Raw genomic sequence first — 18697 nt, forward strand, 5'->3', positions numbered from 1 at the left:
AGACCGTTTGGAACCGGCCGAATGAGCGCGAGCTCAGCGGAGGCCGGCGAACAGGTCGTCTTCCTTGTCGGGGGCGGCCACCCGGGATGTCGTCCGGATGAAGTACTCGCGTGAGAATGCCTGGTGCTGGGCCTCCGGCGGCATCCTCAGGAAGGGGATGTTCTCGCCCTGGCTCGCGTGGGCCTCCAGGGCCTTCAGCTTGTTCTCCACGTACGGGGAGACATCCACGACGCTGGTGATGAGCTCGTCGGGCGTGCCGAAGTCGTCGGGGAGCTCGAAGTCGTCCGGGGTCATGCCGTTCGCCCGCATGAACTCGAACATCTGCCGGATGCCCTCACGAGGCACGGCCGTGTAATAGAACTTGTCCGGAATGCCGGTCATCTCGGCCGCCGCGACCGCGATGCGGTGGGCCTGGATGTGGTCGGGGTGCCCGTAGTTGCCGTTCTCGTCGTACGTGACGATCACCTGCGGGCGGTAGCGCTCCATCAGCGCGGCGAGCCGGGCGGCGGCCTTCTCGACCGGGACGTTCGCGAACGCGTCGGGGTGGCCGTTGCCGTCCCAGCCGTCCATGCCGGAGTCGCGGTAGCCGAGCAGTTCCAGATGATCGATGCCGAGGTGGGCGACCGACTCGCGCAACTCGGCCAGCCGCCGCTCCGCGACCGCGGCGTCGTCGTGGCCGGGCTCGCCCGGCTTCACCCCGCCGGGGCCGTCCCCCTGCTCGCCGTTGGTGCACGTCACCAGGACCGTACGGATCCCTTCTGCGGTGTACTTCGCGAGGATGCCGCCGGTGCCGATCACCTCGTCGTCGGGGTGCGCGTGCACGGCCATCAGGGTGAGCTCTCGGTCCATTCCGTCCCCCGGGGTGTCGTTTACCGTCACCCGGACGACCCTATATCGCCCGTTGATCCTCGCGCGGGCGTGCGTCGTTTGAGGTGGCCAGGCCCGGTTAGGCGACCGCTATGGGGATTTATCGGGACATGGTGGCGGGAGTGGTCGCGGGAGCGGCCGGCACGACCGTGCTCAACGCGATCACCTACCTGGACATGGCGGTGCGCGCGCGGCCGGCGAGCTCGCTGCCGGAGCAGGCGGCCGGCGCCGTCAGCGAGCGGCTCCACGTCGACCTCGGCGAGGAGGAGGACGCCCGCAATCGGGAGCAGGGGCTCGGGCCGATGCTCGGCATCCTCACCGGCGTCGGCGTGGGCCTGGCCTACGGCCTGTTCCGCCACGCCGTACGGCGGAGGGTCAGCCTCCCGGCCGCGGCGACCGGGGTGGGCATGGCCGCGGCGGTCGCGGGCAGCGCGCCGATGACCGCGCTCGGGCTGACCGACCCGCGTGAGTGGGGCGTCAGCGGCTGGATGGCCGACCTGGTCCCCCATCTCGGGTACGGCCTCGCCACGGTCGCCGCGTTCGAACTGACCAGGAGCCGCCGTTAGGAGACGGCGCGGGGGGCCGGGTTCATGCGGCCCACCACCAGCCACCAGAAGAGCACCTGCAGCAGGGCGAGCGCCACGGCGAAGGGCGGCAGCGTCCAGACCCCGACGCCCTGGGCGATCGCCCCGGCCAGCCACGGGAACACCGCGCCGCCGACCACCGACACCCCGTTCAGCAGCCCGATCGCCGTGGGCACCAGCCGGGTCACGGTGAGCCGCGGCGCGACGGCCATCGTCGTGGGGAAGATCGGCCCGAGCCAGAAGCCGAGCAGCACGAAGCTCACGCTGGCCACCACGCCGCCCGGCGCGATCCACGCCAGAACCGAGCTGACGGTGATGCCGGCCAGGCAGACGAAGGTCATCCCGGTCGCGGTCATGCCGAGCCTGGTGGCCGCCGGGCTGATCAGGAAGCGCCCGAGGGCGAGCCCGAGCCAGTAGCCGGACACGGTGTATCCGGCGAGCAGGCTCCCCTGCCCGTGCTCGTCGACCAGGAAGGTGAACCCCCAGTTGCCCACGCTGATCTCCAGGCCGACGTACACGGCCAGGAACACCGCGCCCAGCAGGACGGCGGGCTGCCGCGACGCGGTGGCCAGCAGGCCCGGACGCTCCGCCTGCTCCTCGGCCGACGCGGGCGGCGGGGCCTCGCGTGCGGGCAGGGTCAGGTGGAAGCCGACCAGCAGCGGCAGGCACACCAGGGCCAGGACCAGCCACACGGCCGTCCACGGCAGGAAGGTCAGGATCCAGGTGGCCAGCAGCGGCCCGAGCAGCGCGCCGACGCCGAAGAACGCGTGCAGGCGGTTGAGCAGCGTCGTCGCCCCGGGCAGGTCCGTGAGGTAGGCGTTCAGCACCGATTCGAGGATGCCGGTGCCATACCCCGCCAGGATCTGGACCGCCACGAAGGCCAGGAACGGCGGGCGTACGGACGAGTAGAGGCCGGCCAGCACGAACGTGCCGCCGCCGAGGATGAGCGAGGCCCGGATCCCGAAGCGGTGGATCAGCAGGCCGGCGGTCGACCCGGCCAGCATGAACCCGGCGGAGAAGGTGAAGAACTGCGTGCCGACCGTGGCCTTGTCGAGGCCGTAGTCGTCGATCTGCGCCGGCAGCAGCACCCCGCCCACACCGGCGCTCAGGCCGACGAGGATGAACGTGACGTAGGAGAGGGCGACCGGCGCCCACAGTCCACGCCGCAGTGCGGACACCTGACCTCCCGCGGTACGAGCAGCCTCCGGCCACCCGGCATGCGGGATCGGCCGTATCCGTGATCAACGGTGATCCCGTTTTTCGGCGTCATGGTACTTGGTGTGCCTATTGCTCCAATAGGGGTTGATCGGGGTTATCGTCGCCATGTGACGGATCATGCGAAGGTTCGGGCCAACGGCATCGGGATCGCGTACCGGACGTACGGCCAGGACGACGCCCCGCCGCTGATCCTGCTGCACGGCCTGGGCGAGGGCATGGCCGACTGGGACGGCGTGGCCGGCGCGCTGGCCGCCGGCCGGCACGTGTACGCGCCGGACCTGCGCGGCCACGGAGCCAGCGACTGGCCGGGAGACTACGGCCTGGAACTCATGCGCGACGACGTCCTCGCCTTCCTCGACGCGCTGTCGCTCGGCACGGTGGACGTGATCGGGCACTCGATGGGCGGCGTCGTGGCCTACCTGCTCGCCGCCGGGCGGCCGGACCGGGTGCGGACGCTGGTCCTGGAGGACGTCCCGCTCCCGGTGCCGCGCGAGCCGCCCCCGCTCGTACGGCCGGAGGAGCCCCTGTCGTTCGACTGGGCCATGGTGGAGGCGATCAGGCCGCAGATCGACCACCCCGACCCGGCCTGGCTGGGGCGGCTCGGCCGGATCACCGCACGCACGCTCGTGATCGGCGGTGGACCGGACAGCCACATTCCCCAGGACCGGGTCGCCGAGATGGCCCGCCGCATTCCCGGCGCCGCGCACGTCACGATCCCGGCCGGGCACCTGGTGCACGAGAACGCGCCCGACGCCTTCGTCCGCGAGGTCGCGGCCTTCCTTTCCTAGAGCACGGCTAGAGCTCGGGCGGCAGCGAGAAAACGGCGAACAGGGCGGCATCGCCGAACACGACGTTCCGCGCGATGCCGTCCGCGGCGATCGCGAGCACCTGGAGCGAGTGGGCACGGAAGACGCCGTCGCCGCCGTCCAGGTAGGCCGCGAGCGCCGGCTGTCCGTTGGCGCGCGTGGGGACCATCCGCCAGGGGCCCCGCGTGGCGCAGACCCAGCGGATGAAGCGGCCGAACGCCTCCCGCCCGGCGAACCACGACAGGAACGGCGGCATCTCCAGGACGGCGTCCTCCCGCAGCAGCCGTTCCAGGGCCGCGACGTCGGCCTTCTCGAACGCCGCGACGTACCGGTCGAGCAGGTCGCGGCAGGCCGGGTCGTCCGGTTCTGTCAGGTGGTCCTCGGCCGGGGCCACCCGGGCGAGCTGGGCGCGGGCGCGTTGCAGGGCGCTGTTGACGGCGGCGACCGAGGTCTCCAGCAGGTCGGCGACCTCGCTCGCCCGCCAGGCCAGCACCTCGCGCAGGATGAGCACCGCCCGCTGCCGCGGCGGCAGATGCTGCAGGGCCGCGACGAACGCCAGCCTGATCCCGCCCCGCGACGCGACGACCGCGGCGGGGTCCACCAGTGCGTCGGGGATGGGCTCCAGCCAGGTCACCTCCGGCAGCCGCCGTTGCGGTCCCGCCTCAGGGTCGTCGCCGGGGCCGGTGAGGCCGGACGGCAGGGCCCTGCGCCCGCGCTGTTCGAGCGCCGTGAGGCAGGCGTTCGTCGCGATGCGGTAGAGCCAGGTGCGCGGCGAGGCCCGCCGCTCGTCGTAGTCGCCGGACGCCCGCCACGCCCGCAGCATGACCTCCTGCAGCAGGTCCTCGGCGTCGTGCACCGAGCCCAGCATCCGGTAGCAGTGCGTCATCAGCTCCCGCCGGTAGGGCCCGGTGAACCGCTCGAACTCCTCGTCACTCCACATGTGCTCTCCCGCGTCGCGTCGCCGTCACCGGTATCTACCGCCGCGCCCGGCGGAACTCATCGATGAGTTCTCCGCCCGGCGCCGGTAGGTACCGGCGGACCCACTGCGGAAGGACCAAAGAGTGACAATCAGCCATACCGTCCGCCCTGCCCCGGCCCGTGCCGTACGGCCCTGGCCGATGCTGGCGGTGCTGCTCGCCGGCCAGTTCATGGGGCTGCTCGACCTCTACATCGTCAACGTGGCGATCCCCAGGATCGGCGCCGACCTGGGGGCGTCCGGGGCCGCCCTGCAACTGGTCGTCGGCGGCTACATCATCGCGTACGCGACCCTGCTGGTCACCGGCGCCCGGCTCGGCGAGCTGTACGGCAGGCGGCGCATGTACATGATCGGAGTCGCCGGCTTCACCGCGGGCTCGCTGCTGTGCGGGCTCGCGCCGGACGCCGGGACGCTGATCGCCTTCAGGTTCGTCCAGGGGGCCGCGGCGGCGGTGATGGTCCCGCAGATCATGAGCGTGATCCAGACCAGGTTCACCGGCAGGGCCAGGGCGACGGCGCTCAGCGCGTACACCGCGGTGCTCTCGGCCGGTTCGGTCGTCGGGCTGGCGCTGGGCGGGGTGCTGGTCGGCGCCGACCTGGCCGGCACCGGCTGGCGGCCGGTGTTCCTCGTGAACGTCCCCGTGGGCGTCCTGCTGACGCTCGCGGTGCCCCGGCTGGTGCCGCCGGACGCGCCGTCGGATCGGCCGCGTGGCACGCGCCGGCTCGACCTGCGGGGCCTCGCGCTCGCGCTGCCCGCCACGCTGCTGGTCGTGCTGCCGCTCGTGCTGGGCCGGGAGGCCGGCTGGCCCGCCTGGACGTACGCGTCGATCGCCGCGGGGGTCGCGCTCGCCGCCGTGTTCGCCGTGACGCAGCGCCGTACGGCGGCCCGGGGCGGCGACCCGCTGCTGAACCTGGACGTGCTGCGCGCGACCGGCATGCCGTCGGGCCTGACGACGCTGCTCGCGCTGATGGTCGCCTACGGCGGGTTCCTGTTCACCTTCGCGGTGCACCTGCAGGGCGTCCTCGGGGAGAGCCCGCTGCGGGCCGGGCTCACGTTCCTGCCCATGGCGGCCGCGTTCGGGCTGGGCAGCTTCTACTGGCGCAGGCTGCCGGGGCGGATCCACCACCTGCTGCCACCGGCCGGGCTGGCGCTCAGCGTCCTCGGCACGGCGGCCCTGGCCGTCTCGGTGACCGGCGGCCCATTGCTGTGGGCCGCGCTGGTCGTGTACGGCGCGGGACTGGGCGTCTCGACCAGCCTGCTCACCCACGCCTTGGTGCACGTGCCGCCCGCCCGCGCCGCCGACGCGAGCGGCCTGCTCACGACGACCATGCAGTTCGGCCAGCTCAGCGGGGTGGCGGTGTTCGGCGCGGTGTTCCTCGCCCTGGCCGACCCGCCGCGAGCGGAGGCCATGAGCACGACCGCGTGGTGGCTGGCGCTGGCCGCGGCCGCCGGCGCGGCGGGCGCGGTCGCCCTGGCCCGCGCCGCACGGCCCCGGCCCGCGTGACCCTCGACGTGCACGCCAAGCGGACCCCGGGCCCACCGGGGTCCGCTTGGCCGGAAGGTCCGGACGCTGCAGGCGCTTCGCACGTTGCATCCGGCGGTGTTGCGTCTCCTGCGGACGGCCTTTGCCATGGCGGCGTTACCGTGGGTGTACGCCCTGGGGAGTGATCCGCCATGCCTGATGGCCGACAGCTCGCGGACCGCGTGCTGGACGCGGTGAACGCTCACGACCTGGACCGGCTGTCGGCGTGCTACGACCGGCACGCCGTCCTGGCCACCCCGTTGGGCGTGTGCGAGGGGCGCGAGCAGATCGCCCGATACTGGGAGAGCCTGTTCAAGGGTTTCGCCGACATCGCCATGACGGTCTGGAACAGGGTGGAGTGCGCCGACCCCGGCTTCAGCGAGTGGACGATGACGGGCACGCACACCGGGTCCTTCGCGCTGCCGGACGACGGTGTCGCGGGCGCGAGCGGCCGGCGGATCACCGTGCGCGGCTGCGGGGCGTGTCACGCGAAGAACGGCCTCGTGGTCGCCCACCGGGACTATTTCGACCTGCTGGAGCTGTACTCCCAGATCGGGTTCTCCCTCGTCCCTGACTAGGTAACTACCCCCCGCTTTCGGGTGATTTGTGGCGGTTTACGTAGCCTGAAAGTCTGGGAGAGGGGAGGCGTCATGCCCGATCCAGCGGACGCGACCGTGTTCTTCGTGGGAAACGCCACCATGATCATCCGTTCTCACGGGTTCACCGTGCTGACGGATCCGAACTTCCTGCACCAGGGGCAGCGAGCCCATCTCGGCTGGGGGGTGAGCACCCGCCGCCGCACCGAGCCGGCGATGGAGATCGGGCAGCTTCCGCCGCTGGACCTCGTCGTGCTGTCGCACATGCACGGTGACCACTGGGACAGGATCGCCAGGAACGGCCTCGACAAGGACCTGCCGATCGTCACCACCCGGCACGCGGCGGCCAGGCTGCGCCGTCAGGGATTCGGCCACGCCATCGGCCTGGAGCCCTGGGAGTACCACCACGAGCGACACGGCGACGGCACGCTGACGGTGACGACCACGCCCGCCCGGCACGCGCCGGGCCCGGCGAACGCGCTGATGCCGCCGGTGGTGGGGAGCGTGCTCGACTTCGCCCACGCCGGCGAGGTGGACCTGCGCCTGCACATCAGCGGCGACACGATCATGGACGAGTGCCTGTCGGAGATCCCGCGCCGCTTCCCCGACATCGACGTCGGCATCGTGCACCTCGGCGGCACGCGGATCCTCGGCGTCACGGTGACCATGGACGGCGCCCAGGGGGTGGAGTGGCTCAGGCTGATGCAGCCGGAGTCGGCCCTGCCCGTCCACTACGACGACTACGAGGCGTTCGCCTCCCCGCTCAAGGACTTCCAGCAGCACGTCCGGCGCGCGGGGCTGTCGCACCTGGTCCACTACATCATGCGCGGGGAGACCTACCGCCTGCCCGTACGGCAGGCCGGCGTACGCCCGCACCGCCCGGTCATCGGGCCCGGCTGACAAGGACAAGTCAGGGCCTATTGACAGCCCGCGCGATGAGGGTGTTGCATCTTAATTCAAGCTCTAAAGCTTGCCTGAAGCGCTGGACACGCCGGCGCGCGCCCCCGCACACCGCGACGGCGCGGGCCGGAGATCCTGCTGGCATCCCCCCACCAACCGGAGATCTCCATGCGCAAACCCCGGCTCCTCATCATGGCCGCGGCCATGGTCGTCACCCTCGGCGGCGGCCTGGTCGCCGGCCCGGGCGCCGACCGGGCCGACGCCGCCATCGGCCCCGTCACCTGGTCCGACGAGTTCAACGCCGCGGCGGGAACGCCCGTCGACGGCTCCAAGTGGAAATTCGACATCGGCGGCGGCGGCTGGGGCAACAACGAGTTGGAGTACTACACCAACTCGACCCGCAACGTGTACCACGACGGACAGGGACACCTCGCGATCACCGCCCGCAAGGAGAACCCGTCCAACTACCAGTGCCACTACGGCACCTGCCAGTACACCTCCGGCCGCATCCTGACCGCCGACAAGTTCAGTCAGGCGTACGGCCGCTTCGAGGCGAGCATCAAGATTCCGAAGGGCCAGGGCATCTGGCCGGCGTTCTGGATGCTCGGCGGCGGCAACTGGCCGAACACCGGCGAGATCGACATCATGGAGAACGTCGGCAACACGCCCAACACCGTCTACGGCACCGTGCACGGCCCCGGCTACTCCGGCGGCAGCGGCGTCGGCGGCAACCGCACGATCGGCGCCCCGCTCGGCGACGCCTTCCACACCTACCGCGTCGACTGGTCGCCCAACCTCATCGTCTGGTACCTGGACGGCTCGGAGTACTTCCGCGTCACGCCGGCCGACATCCGCGGCAACCAGTGGGTCTTCGACCACCCGTTCTTCCTGATCCTGAACGTGGCGGTCGGCGGTTACTGGCCGGGCAACCCCGACTCCACCACGTCGTTCCCGCAGACGATGCTGATCGACTGGGTCCGCGTCTCCGCGTGGACCAACGACGGGGGAGGCGGGACCGGCGGCGCGCTGAAGTCCAACCTGAACGGCCGCTGCATCGACATCCCGGGTGCGAACCCCGTCGACGGCGCCCGGCTGCAGATGTACGACTGCAACGGCACCGCCGCCCAGCAGTGGACGATCAACGGTGACGGCACGGTCCGCGCGATGGGCAAGTGCATGGACGCCGCGTCGGCCGGCACCGCCAACGGCACGCCGATCCAGCTCTACACCTGCAACGGCACCGGCGCCCAGCGCTTCACGCTCACCCCGGCAGGCGACCTCGTCAACACCGCCGCCAACCGATGTGTGGACATCGTGGACGTGAACCCCAACAACGGGGCGCGCCTCCAGCTGTGGGACTGCACCGGCGGTGCCAACCAGAAGTGGACCCGCGGCTGACCGCGTGACCGGCGTGAGAGGCCCGGCGCCTCTCACGCCTCACCCCTCGCTCATGGGCTGACCGCCAGGAGCAGGAAGGCGGCGCACAGCGTGAGATGGACGCCCGCCTGCAGGACGGTGGCCCGGCCGGGCACCACGGTCAGCGTCGCCACGACGACCGTCAGGGCGAGCAGCACGATGTGCGTCGGGCCGAGTCCGAGCAGCAGCGGCCCCTCCAGCCACAGCGACGCCCCGGCGATCGTCGGGATGGTGAGCCCGATGCTGGCCATGGCCGAGCCGAAGGCGAGGTTCAGGCTGACCTGGACCCGGGCCCGCCGGGCCGCGCGTACGGCGGCGAGGGTCTCCGGCAGCAGCACCAGCAGCGCGATCACGACGCCCACCGCGGACTGGGGAAGGCTCGCCGCGCGTACGGCCGACTCGATGGCGGGAGACTCGACCTTCGCCAGGCCGACCACCGCGACGAGCGCGCCCAGCAGCAGCGCCAGGCTGGCCGCGGCGGCGCGCGTGGTCGGCGGGTCGGCGTGCTCGGCGGCGTCCCCGCCCTGGCCGCCGGACTCCACCGGGAGGAAGTAGTCGCGGTGCCGCACGGCCTGGGTGAGCACGAACAGGCCGTACAACGCGATCGAGGCGACCGCGGCGAACGCGAGCTGGGCCGGGGCGAAGGCGGGCCCCGGCCTGCTCGTGGTGAACGTCGGCAGGACGAGGCTCAACGTGGACAGCGTGGCGACGGTGGCCAGCGCGCCTCCCGTCCCCTCCGCGTTGAACACCGCCACCCGCCGCCGCAGCGCCGCGACCAGCAGCGAAAGGCCGACGATCCCGTTGCAGGTGATCATCACGGCGGCGAACACCGTGTCGCGGGCGAGCGACGACGCGGCCGGTCCTCCTGACGCGGTGAGGCTGATGATCAACGCCACCTCGATCACCGTGACCGCCACGGCGAGCACGAGCGATCCGAACGGCTCGCCCACGCGATGGGCGATGACCTCGGCGTGGTGCACGGCCGCCAGCACGGAAGCCGCGAGGAAGAGCGCCGCGATCAGCACGACGACGGGAGGAATGGTCCGCCCCCACGCCAGCGCGAGCACTGCCACGGCGAGGATCGGCACGGTCACGGTCCAGGTGGTGGCCAGTCGGCGGTAGAGCAGGATCATGTGCTTCATCCTGCCCAAATAGGACGAATGGTAGAAAAAGTATTCAGAGCTGCTTGAGCAACCAGCGGGGGCCGGTGACCAGGGCGCCGAGGGCCGTCACCCGCTCACGCAGCCCTCGGTCGGCGGTGACGACGAGGGCGGTCTCCCAGGGCCGCACGTCGCGCACCGCCTCCACGATCGCGTCGTCCCCGCTGCCTGCGGCCACCACGACCGTCAGGTCCCCGGCCACCGGCCCCGGGTCGGCCGCCCCGGCCGCCGCCCCTTCGAGCACCACGACCATGCGCGGGAACCATCGGGTCAGGGCGGGCACTCCTTCCGGCATCTCGCCGAGGCCCTGCCCGCAGAGCGGGATCAGCTCGTTGAGCAGGCGGTTCGCGGCGCCCGCGCGGTCCTTCCACCAGCCGTGCTCGGCCCGCGCGCCGATGATGTTGGCCATGTCGAGGACGACGACCACCGGGCTCAGCGCGGGCCGGATCCTCGGCCACGAGTCGGCGAAGCCGGGGTGCAGTTCCTTCGACACGACCTCGTCGGCCGCCACCCAGCGCATGTCCGCGCTCTCGCCGTTGGCGGGTGCGGCGTCGAGCAGCCCTTCGGCCTCCGCGATCACCGTCTGGAACGACCAGCCGCCGTGGTCGTCGACGTAGAGCCCGCGCACCCGGACGAGGTCGGAGTCCAGCGCCGCCTCCTCCCGGGCCTCGCGCAGCGCGCCGGTGATGGCGTCCTCATGGCTGTCGCACGCGCCGCCCGGCAACCCCCAGGTTCCGCCGTGATGGCTCCACCAGGCACGCTTCTGCATAAGCACGTACGGCATGCCGTCGAGCGTGTGGTGCACGGTGAGCAGGCCGGCGGCGCCGTACAGTCCCCAGTGCTGGTGACCCAGCGCGCACAGGGCCCAGCCGTCGCCGTCCTTCGCCGTCATGCACCCATCTTGCCGCAGCCTGCAGGCTCGCTCTAATGGTCACCAGCGTTCGAGGGGGACCTCCACCCCGGCGACCAGGTCGAAGAGGGTCACTCCGTCCTCGATGCGGACGACCTGGATCTGTGTCGCGAAGCGTACGTCCCGAAGACGCGTGGCGGCCTCGTGAGCGGTTCGCGGGAGGTGGTAGCGATCGGCCGCGCCGCCGTCCGGGATGGGCCGGGTCGAGCGGACCTCGAACCGGTCCGGCGGCCATACCGGGGGAAGGGGAACGGAGTGCTGCCAACCAGACATGTCTCTCCCGTCATGCCGTCTTCAAAGCAGTTGACCTGTGGAACCTGATTGATCGCTAGTGCGTGACGGGGTCGTAGGCCGATCGTTATTAACCGGTAAGCGATCCTTTCCGACCCGGAGTCCGTAGCCCGTTAGCGTTTGAGCCCTCACTCGTGATTCCCCCTTTGTCTGGAGAATCAGGAGATGTCATATCTGGAGAGACGCCCGCTTCCTGCGGCCGGAGGAGCGGGCGTTGTCCTCCCTCTTGTCCTTGCTCTTCCGCCACCTGCCCGTCGACGGTCGTCTCTGATCCGCTGCGATCCCGCTCGGCCACTTCGGGCCGGTAGGCGGTCTCCGGCAGCCCCCGCCTCCGCGTCGCCGGAAGGGCGAGGGCCCGGCTTCCGGCTGCTCGTGATCGGGCCGCCGCTCCGGTTCTACCGGCCGTTGACGGAGAAGTGCTGGTAGTCCTTGGCGCCGGACCACGAGCCGCCCCAGCCCCAGCCGATCTGCCCGAAGGCCCGCACTACTCGATCGCCCTCGTTGATGACGCCGCGCTTCTTGAGCGGCCGGTCCACGAACGCGTCCGCGTTGCGGTGCGCGTTGGAGCCGTTCGCGTAGACGTACGGGTTCTCCCGCGGGTTGAGGTCCACCGCGAGGCCGTAGGCGTGGTTGGACCAGCTGCCCGAGCCGGTGGCGTTGCGGCAATTGAAGGCCGAGGTGTTGTCGGCGTCGATGGAGTCGTAGTCGCTGCCCTTGTAGACGTCGACGGGCTCCATCCTGCGGATGGGGTAGCGCATGTCGTAGAGCTTCCCGAAGACGGAGGCCACGTCCTCGGCCACCTTCTTGTTGACCACGAGAGTGCCGGTGTGCGCCTGGTCGTCGAAGCCCCAGTAGGTCATGGTGATCTTGCGCAGCCCGCTCAGCGGAACCGGGCAGCCCGGACGCCAGGAGTACCGCACGTCGTCGCGGGACACCTTCTCGATCTTCGCGGAGAAGGGGGGCGGCCCGCTCGGGCTCGGCGAGGGCTCGTTCCCGGGCGCGGGCGAGACCGGCACGGACGAGGGCGTGACGGGCGACGGGGTGGCGGACGCGGAGGAGGTCGGCGCGGCCGAGGGAGCGGCGGGCGTGGACGAGTCCGCCGCCGGTGACGCCGGGGCGGGCGCGGACACCCGGGTCCTGGCGGTGGCGGACGCGCCGGCGTCGCCGACCCCGGCGCAGCCGGTCATCCCGACGAGAGCCGCCATCACTACCGCTGACCTGCGGTTCCACAAGGAGGTCATAGGCGCAGGTTACCCGCGGCCGAGGCGTGCGCAGGCGCTCGCGCACGCTCCTGTGGACAGCGGGGCCCCTGTGGACAAAGCCCGGGGCGGTTGGCCGGAATCGCCGTATAGAGGAGGCGCAAGCCGTACGAATTGACGATCGGAATCGTCGTGGGCCGCCGCTAGGGTGGCGTCGTGCTTGAGCATCTGCGTTTCGGCGAAGTGAGCGTGCCGACCCACGCGTTTTTCGTGGGCCTCGGCGTGCTCCTCGCGAGCGTGGTGTTCGTCCTGGAGGCGCGGCGCCGGGGGGCCCTGCGGGAGGAGTCGCTCGTCGCCGTCACCGGCGCGCTGGTCGGCGGGGCGATAGGCATGCGGCTGTCCGGATGGGCCGAGCATCTCGACCCCGCGCTCAACCCCGGCCTTCTCGAGGCGTGGATGTTCGGCGCCCGCAGCATCCTCGGCGGCCTGACCGGTGCGTACGTCGGGGTGCTGGTGGCGAAACGGCTGATCGGCTACCGGGAGCGGACCGGTGACCTGTTCGCGCCCGCCGTCGCGCTCGGCATGGCCGTCGGCCGCATCGGCTGCTTCCTCACCGAGGCCCCCGGCCGGCCCACGAGCCTGCCCTGGGGGGTCCACGCGCCCGCCACCGTCCCGGAGTGCCCCGGCTGCCTGGCCGGGCAGGCCATGCACCCGTCGTACCTGTACGAGACCGTGTTCCAGCTCGCCGCCTTCGGCGCGTTGCTGTGGGCGCGGAGCCGGGTCGATAGGCCGGGCGAGCTGTTCACCCTGTATCTGGGCGCGTACGCCGTCTTCCGGTTCCTCGTCGAGTTCACCAGGGCGAACGAGACGGTCTGGCTCGACCTGACCCGCCCGCAGTGGTTCCTCGTCCCGGGGCTCGTGCTCCTCGCCGTCCGCCTCGGGCTCGGGTATCGCAAGGGGTTCTACGATCGGCTGCTTCCCCTGCGGGGAGAGCGGCGACCGCTGTTACCGGCCGTCCGGCTGTCGCCCGCGGGCGAGGAGGAGAGATGAGCACACCCCCCGAGCCGCCCGAGCGGCCGCATGACCCCCAACCGGGCCCGCAGCCGGGCGATTCTCCCCGGCATCCGCCCGTGCCGCCGCCTCCCGGCGCGCCGTACGGTCCGGGCGGCCCGCCGCCGTCCCAAGGTCCGGCCGGCCCGCCGCCGCAGGGCCCGGGTGGGTCACCGCCGTACGGACCGGGTGGGCCGCATGGGCCGGGTCCCGGTGGGCCGTACGGACCGGGTGGGCCACGCCCGTGGCCGCCGCCGCCCCCGGCGCAGAACACGACCGGCGTGGTCATCGCGATGACGATCGCGGGGATCGTGGCCTACGTGGTGATCAACTTCGTGCTCTTCCTCGCGACCCTCGCGGCGGCGGACGGAGTCGCGAGCGAGCACAAGAACGTCGCGCTCATCGGCGGATCCGTGATCCTGGCCGTGATCGCGTTCGGCGGCGGAACGCTGCTGCTCCTTCTCCGAAAGCCCTGGTCGCGTGGGCTCGGGCTGGGGCTGATGATCGGCTGGGCGCTCATGACGATCTTCACCGCCGGCTTCTGTACCGGCGTCAACCCCTCGCTCTACACGGACGGCGCCCTGTGACCACCGGAATGCCCCTGCGCGGAGACCGCATCCTCCGCTACGTCAACGCGTTCTGCCCCCGCTGCCACGACGAGCGGCCGGACCGCCCGCTGGCGGAGGTGCCGCGTCTGTCCGGCTGGCTCGCGGCCCGCGACGGCCGGGTCTACCTGGAACGCGGCTGCCGGACCCACGGCATGGTCAGGACCCTCTACGACGAGGACCCGGAGATCCTCGCCTACCTGGAGGAGTGGACGGCCCCCACCAAGGCGCATCTGCCCGACGTCGCCGGCAACTTCGACCCGGTCCCGGAGGCGTACCTGCGGGGACTGCCGGAGATGCAGACCCAGCACACGTGCATCCTCCTGGAGGACGTGGCGGAGGCATGCAACCTGCGCTGCCCGACCTGCTTCACCGACTCCTCGCCCGACCTGCGGGGAATCGTGCCGGTCCGGGAGGTGCTCGCCAACGTCGACCAGCGACTGGCCCGCGAGAACGGCCGTCTCGACGTGCTCATGCTCAGCGGCGGCGAGCCGACCCTCCACCCCGACCTGCCCGAGTTGCTCGCCGAACTGACGGCCCGGCCCGTCACCCGCATCCTGATCAACACGAACGGGCTGCTGGTGGCCCGGGACGACGCCCTGCTCGACCTGCTCACCGAGCACCGCGAGCGCGTCGAGGTCTACCTGCAGTACGACGGCCTGTCGGCCGAGGCGTCCCGGCACCACCGGGGCGGCGACCTGCGGCGGTTCAAGGCGGAGGCGCTGCGGCGGTTGTCGGAGCGGGAGATCTTCACCACGCTGGTCATGACGGCCGCCCTCGGCGTGAACGACGGCGAGATCGGCGACGTGGTGCGCCTGGCCATCGAGACGCCGTACGTCGGTGGCGTGTCGATCCAGCCGCAGTTCGGCTCGGGGCGCTCCGGCGCGATCGACTCAATGGACCGGCTCACCCACACCGGGGTGCTCAAGCGGCTCGGCCCCCAGACGGACGGCCTGGTCACCTGGCGCGACCTGACCGCCCTGCCCTGCTCGCATCCGCACTGCTGCTCGGTCGGCTACATGATCAAGGACGACGCCGACCAGTGGCGCTCGCTGACCGCGTTGATCGGGCACGACCGCCTCAAGGAGAACCTCGGGCTCGTCTCCAACCGCATCGCCGACTCCGAGATCCCCCGCCAGCTCCGCATGGCCGTGCAGGAGTCGCTGCTCGGCCTGCTGTCGGAGCAGTCGTCGCTGTCGCACCCCGAGATCGGCAAGGTCTGGCGCGACATCTGCGAGAACTGCGACCTCGGGCTGACGACCCTGCTGACGCTCGCGTCCTCGGCCGTGCCCGGGCGCAAGCGGCGGCTGCGCCGGCTGCTGGGCGAACGGGTCGTACGCATCACGATCAAGCCCTTCATGGACATGTCCACGATGCTGGAGGAGCGCCTGGTGCAGTGCTGCGTCCACGTCGGCACCCGCTCCGACCAGGACCAGTGCGCGCCGTTCTGCGCGGTGCAGGCCTGGCCCGCGCTCGCGCGTCAACGCCTGTCCGCCGTCGCCGCGGCCGACGCCGCCGTACGGCTCCCGCTGCTGGAGATCACATGAGCCTCCCGTACGGGAAGCCCGGCGACCGGCCGACCGGCGTCGCGTACGAGCAGGCGCGCGCCGCCGAGACGGCCCAGGCGTCCGAGGGCGGGCAGGCGACGCCGTACGACCCGCTGAAGCTGTGCGTCTACGCGACGGTGGCGCTGCTCGCCTGGCTGTTCGGGGCCTGGGCCGTGCTCGGGTTCGCGGCCCTGGGGTTCGCCGGATACTGGCGGGCCCGCCGCGCGGGGCTCACCAGGAGCAAGTGCTATCTCAGGGACACCCGCCTCGTCCTCGCCTACCTGGGACTGATCACCCTGGTCGCGGCGGCGGCCCTCGTGCTGCCGCACGTGTCCCGGTAGCGGACTTCGCAGCCACTCGGCGCGGCGAAGCCCGCTCCATGCGTGCCGCAGCTTCGGAGGTCGGCGCCTCGGGACTTCGCCGCGTCGGCCGGAAGCTGAAGCCGCTCCGCTTCGCCCACGGGATTTGTCGGTCGGTTCCGCCATGATCGGCGTGCCTACTCACCGAGGGAGCGTCATGGCTGTCACCCCCGAAGCAGACTGGTCCGGCATCGGCTGGGACTCCTGGAAGAACCTGAGGCTGATCCGAGCCAGGCTCGACGCGGGCGCCGATCCCAACGCCGGTGTCTTCTTCCATGGACGGCCGTTGCACGCGGCCGCCGAATGCGGCTCTCCCGATGTGGTGGCGGAACTGGCCGCCCGCGTCAACGACGTCGACGCCGAGCACGAGGGCCGTACGGCATTGTGGGGGGCCGTCTTCGCCAACCGTCCCGACAACGCCCGGGTCCTGGTGGAGGCCGGTGCCGACCCGTGGCGGCCGATGATGAACGGGTGGTCCCCCGGACGGCTCAGCCTGGCAACGCCCACCCCCGGCCTGTTCGGCGATCTCGCTGGTCGGCCCGGTCTGTCCGATGCCGAGGCCGCTGCCGTGGCCGAAGCCCGGCGTCTGATCGCCGCCTTGGGGGATTTCGACGACGACGGCATGGGGCTGGCATGTGTCGCCGGGATCAGCGCGGCGGAAGCGGTGCGCCGCCTGGAGGCGGTCCCGGCCGACGCTGCCGAGGTCGAAGAGATCGCGGAGGATCCCTTGTCCTACATGGACGAGAGCCTCGGCGTCGTCGGCGTCACGGACGTTCCTGGCGGCTGCGTCGTCAGCCAGCCGTGGGGATATGGGCCGTACATGCCCGGCGTCACGAAGCTCCTGTCGGCCGGCACCGTCTGCTACGCCATGTACGCCAACCCCAAGAGCGGCAACCAGGGGAGCGTCACCCGGGACGGCGAGATCGTGGACTGGGACACCCACCCCGGCGGCGGCAGTCCCTATCCGGAGCAACCGGCCGGGGAGATCCTCATCGAGTACCTCTACCACGGCAAGGCCATGGCGTACTGCTGCGCCGGCGCGGGCCTGCGGCTGGACGACGCCAGAGCGATCGCAGGGGAGCCCGACATGTGGGTGACGCTCCCCGAACGCGACTACTGGAGCTGATCCCCGGGGCACGAACCGGTCTGGACTGCCGCCGGAACGACGGCGTTTGACGGAGCTTTCGTGGAAAGCTCGCGCAGGTGTTCGATGACGCGCTACAGTCATGGCCATCGGATCGAACACGGGTTCGGTCGAGTCCCGGCAGGTAAGGGGTGTGTGATGGCTGTGCCCACGGTGTCCGCCGCCCCCGTTCCGGCCGTCGCCGTTCCCGTGGCGTTCGATCCGGTCGTGCCCTCCCCGGCTCCGCCCGCTGTCGTCCCGGTTCAGGCTCCGCCCACCGCTGGGCGGTGCGTGCCGAGGCCGCGCCGGGCGACACGCCGTAGCGCTCTCTACGGAAATCTACGACGGCCGCTATATCCCGTCATAAAGTCCGAGAGCGTGGACCCCGTGCGCAATCCCTACGCCCCCGGCGCCGGCCAGCGCCCCCCGGAACTCGCCGGACGCGACCGCGAGCTGCAGCAGTTCGAGATCGTGCTCGAGCGGGTCGCCCGGGGCCGTCCGGAGCGGAGCATGGTCCTCACCGGCCTGCGCGGCGTGGGCAAGACCGTCCTGCTCAACACGTTCAAATCCATGGCCATGCAGCGGCTGTGGGGCACCGGCAAGATCGAGGCCAGGCCCGACCAGTCGATCCGCCGCCCGGTGTCCGCCGCGCTGCACATGGCCATCAGGGAGCTCGCCCCCCGGCACCGCGCCCCTGAGCGCATCGAGGAGTTCCTCGGCGTGCTCAAGGCGTTCGCGATGCGCGATCCCGCCGCCGCGAAGGGCACCTCGCACTGGTCGCCCGGCATCGACGTGCCCGCCGCGCGCGGCCGGGCCGACTCCGGCGACCTGGAGATCGACCTGACCGAGCTGTTCGTCGACGCCGCGGGCGTGGCGACGGACCTCGGCGTCGGCATCGCGCTGTTCATCGACGAGATGCAGGACGTGCAGGCGCCGGACGTCTCGGCCCTGTGCGCGGCCTGCCACGAGCTGTCGCAGAACGGCGGCCCGTTGATCGTCGTCGGCGCCGGCCTGCCCCACCTGCCGAGCGTGCTGTCGGCGAGCAAGAGCTACTCCGAGCGGCTGTTCCGCTACGCGCGCATCGACCGGCTCGACCGGGACGCCGCCGACCTGGCGCTCATCGCGCCCGCCGCCCGCGAGGACGTCGAGTTCACCCCCGACGCGCTCGACGCGTTGTACGAGGCGGCCGACGGCTACCCCTACTTCGTCCAGGCGTACGGGAAGGTCGCCTGGGACTTCGCCCCGCGCAGCCCGATCACGGCCGAGGACATCAAGGTGTCCGCCCCGGAGGCCGAGGAGGAGCTCGCAGTGGGCTTCTTCGGCAGCCGGTATGAGCGGGCCACCCCCGCCGAGCGGGACTACATGCACGCCATGGCCCAGCTCGGTGACGACCCGGTGCCGACCGCCGAGGTGGCCGAGGCGCTGGGCCGCAAGCCGTCCAGCCTGTCCCCGGCCCGAGACAGCCTGATCAAGAAGGGTCTGATCTACAGCGCCGAGCGCGGCGTGATCGGGTTCACCGTTCCGCATTTCGGGAGGTTCCTCCGCGCGCAGCCGCTCTGAGCGGCGCG

The 18697-nt window shown here is 71.6% G+C and carries 19 protein-coding genes; 12 read left to right on the plus strand and 7 right to left on the minus strand.

Features of this window, described 5'->3' with window-relative positions:
• Window positions 1-33 precede the first annotated feature (33 nt).
• Window positions 34-879 (minus strand): PIG-L family deacetylase, encoded by an 846-nt coding sequence (locus Msi02_RS14860; RefSeq protein ID WP_239108416.1) that lies wholly within the window; start codon window positions 877-879, stop codon window positions 34-36.
• Window positions 880-959: 80 nt separating this feature from the next.
• Here Msi02_RS14860 and Msi02_RS14865 point away from each other — a divergent pair, with 80 nt between their 5' ends.
• The gene (locus Msi02_RS14865) at window positions 960-1433 is read left to right on the plus strand and encodes a hypothetical protein (RefSeq protein WP_239108417.1); all 474 of its coding nucleotides are present in this window, start codon (window positions 960-962) and stop codon (window positions 1431-1433) included.
• On the opposite strand, the gene Msi02_RS14870 is transcribed toward Msi02_RS14865, so the two are convergent.
• Window positions 1430-2629, minus strand: a complete 1200-nt coding sequence (locus Msi02_RS14870) for an MFS transporter (protein ID WP_204048901.1) — start codon at window positions 2627-2629, stop codon at window positions 1430-1432. The two genes, Msi02_RS14865 and Msi02_RS14870, sit on opposite strands and share 4 nt — an antisense overlap.
• Window positions 2630-2776: 147 nt before the next feature.
• On the opposite strand from Msi02_RS14870, the gene Msi02_RS14875 reads away from it, so the two are divergent.
• The gene (locus Msi02_RS14875) at window positions 2777-3457 is read left to right on the plus strand and encodes an alpha/beta fold hydrolase (protein WP_204048902.1); all 681 of its coding nucleotides are present in this window, start codon (window positions 2777-2779) and stop codon (window positions 3455-3457) included.
• 7 nt (window positions 3458-3464) lie between these two features.
• Here Msi02_RS14875 and Msi02_RS14880 read toward each other — a convergent pair whose 3' ends face one another.
• Window positions 3465-4415: a sigma-70 family RNA polymerase sigma factor gene (locus Msi02_RS14880; protein WP_204048903.1), complete on the minus strand. Its 951-nt coding sequence runs from the start codon at window positions 4413-4415 to the stop codon at window positions 3465-3467.
• Between the two features lie 121 nt (window positions 4416-4536).
• Here Msi02_RS14880 and Msi02_RS14885 point away from each other — a divergent pair, with 121 nt between their 5' ends.
• The 4 genes from Msi02_RS14885 to Msi02_RS14900 all read left to right on the plus strand — a co-directional run bounded on the left by Msi02_RS14885 (window position 4537) and on the right by Msi02_RS14900 (window position 8867).
• Window positions 4537-5955 carry an MFS transporter gene (locus Msi02_RS14885; protein WP_204048904.1) on the plus strand — a complete coding sequence of 473 codons (1419 nt, stop codon included), beginning with the start codon at window positions 4537-4539 and terminating at the stop codon, window positions 5953-5955.
• A 170-nt stretch (window positions 5956-6125) separates the two neighbouring features.
• A complete protein-coding gene (locus Msi02_RS14890) occupies window positions 6126-6551 on the plus strand; it encodes an ester cyclase (protein ID WP_204048905.1) in 426 nt (141 codons plus the stop codon).
• Between the two features lie 72 nt (window positions 6552-6623).
• Window positions 6624-7469 (plus strand): MBL fold metallo-hydrolase, encoded by an 846-nt coding sequence (locus tag Msi02_RS14895; protein WP_079313389.1) that lies wholly within the window; start codon window positions 6624-6626, stop codon window positions 7467-7469.
• Window positions 7470-7637: 168 nt separating this feature from the next.
• Entirely contained in the window at window positions 7638-8867 is a 1230-nt protein-coding gene (locus Msi02_RS14900; RefSeq protein WP_204048906.1) for a glycoside hydrolase family 16 protein, read from the plus strand.
• A 50-nt stretch (window positions 8868-8917) separates the two neighbouring features.
• On the opposite strand, the gene Msi02_RS14905 is transcribed toward Msi02_RS14900, so the two are convergent.
• From Msi02_RS14905 to Msi02_RS14920, 4 genes are all read right to left on the minus strand, one after another.
• The gene (locus Msi02_RS14905) at window positions 8918-10027 is read right to left on the minus strand and encodes a calcium:cation antiporter (protein WP_204048907.1); all 1110 of its coding nucleotides are present in this window, start codon (window positions 10025-10027) and stop codon (window positions 8918-8920) included.
• A gap of 34 nt (window positions 10028-10061) precedes the next feature.
• Complete coding sequence (locus Msi02_RS14910; protein WP_204048908.1) at window positions 10062-10937, minus strand: NUDIX domain-containing protein; 876 nt, start codon at window positions 10935-10937, stop codon at window positions 10062-10064.
• A 39-nt stretch (window positions 10938-10976) separates the two neighbouring features.
• On the minus strand, window positions 10977-11228 hold the full coding sequence (locus Msi02_RS14915; RefSeq protein ID WP_204048909.1) for a hypothetical protein: 252 nt from the start codon (window positions 11226-11228) through the stop codon (window positions 10977-10979).
• Window positions 11229-11641: 413 nt separating this feature from the next.
• A complete protein-coding gene (locus tag Msi02_RS14920; protein ID WP_239108418.1) occupies window positions 11642-12487 on the minus strand; it encodes a M15 family metallopeptidase in 846 nt (281 codons plus the stop codon).
• Between the two features lie 174 nt (window positions 12488-12661).
• On the opposite strand from Msi02_RS14920, the gene Msi02_RS14925 reads away from it, so the two are divergent.
• The 6 genes from Msi02_RS14925 (at window position 12662) to Msi02_RS14950 (ending at window position 18689) form a co-directional block, all read left to right on the plus strand.
• Complete coding sequence (locus tag Msi02_RS14925) at window positions 12662-13495, plus strand: prolipoprotein diacylglyceryl transferase (protein WP_079320109.1); 834 nt, start codon at window positions 12662-12664, stop codon at window positions 13493-13495.
• A 281-nt stretch (window positions 13496-13776) separates the two neighbouring features.
• On the plus strand, window positions 13777-14082 hold the full coding sequence (locus Msi02_RS14930; protein ID WP_204048910.1) for a hypothetical protein: 306 nt from the start codon (window positions 13777-13779) through the stop codon (window positions 14080-14082).
• The gene (locus tag Msi02_RS14935) at window positions 14079-15647 is read left to right on the plus strand and encodes a radical SAM protein (RefSeq protein ID WP_239108419.1); all 1569 of its coding nucleotides are present in this window, start codon (window positions 14079-14081) and stop codon (window positions 15645-15647) included. Before Msi02_RS14930 ends, Msi02_RS14935 begins: the two co-directional genes overlap by 4 nt.
• Window positions 15644-15988: a hypothetical protein gene (locus tag Msi02_RS14940; protein WP_239108420.1), complete on the plus strand. Its 345-nt coding sequence runs from the start codon at window positions 15644-15646 to the stop codon at window positions 15986-15988. Before Msi02_RS14935 ends, Msi02_RS14940 begins: the two co-directional genes overlap by 4 nt.
• Before the next feature lie 175 nt (window positions 15989-16163).
• Window positions 16164-17132, plus strand: coding sequence for an ankyrin repeat domain-containing protein (locus Msi02_RS14945; RefSeq protein WP_204048911.1), 969 nt, complete (start codon window positions 16164-16166; stop codon window positions 17130-17132).
• 375 nt (window positions 17133-17507) lie between these two features.
• Window positions 17508-18689 (plus strand): ATP-binding protein, encoded by a 1182-nt coding sequence (locus Msi02_RS14950; protein ID WP_079320107.1) that lies wholly within the window; start codon window positions 17508-17510, stop codon window positions 18687-18689.
• Window positions 18690-18697 lie beyond the last annotated feature (8 nt).

The sequence above is a fragment of the Microbispora siamensis genome (genome assembly GCF_016863095.1).
GTDB classification, from domain to species: domain Bacteria; phylum Actinomycetota; class Actinomycetes; order Streptosporangiales; family Streptosporangiaceae; genus Microbispora; species Microbispora siamensis.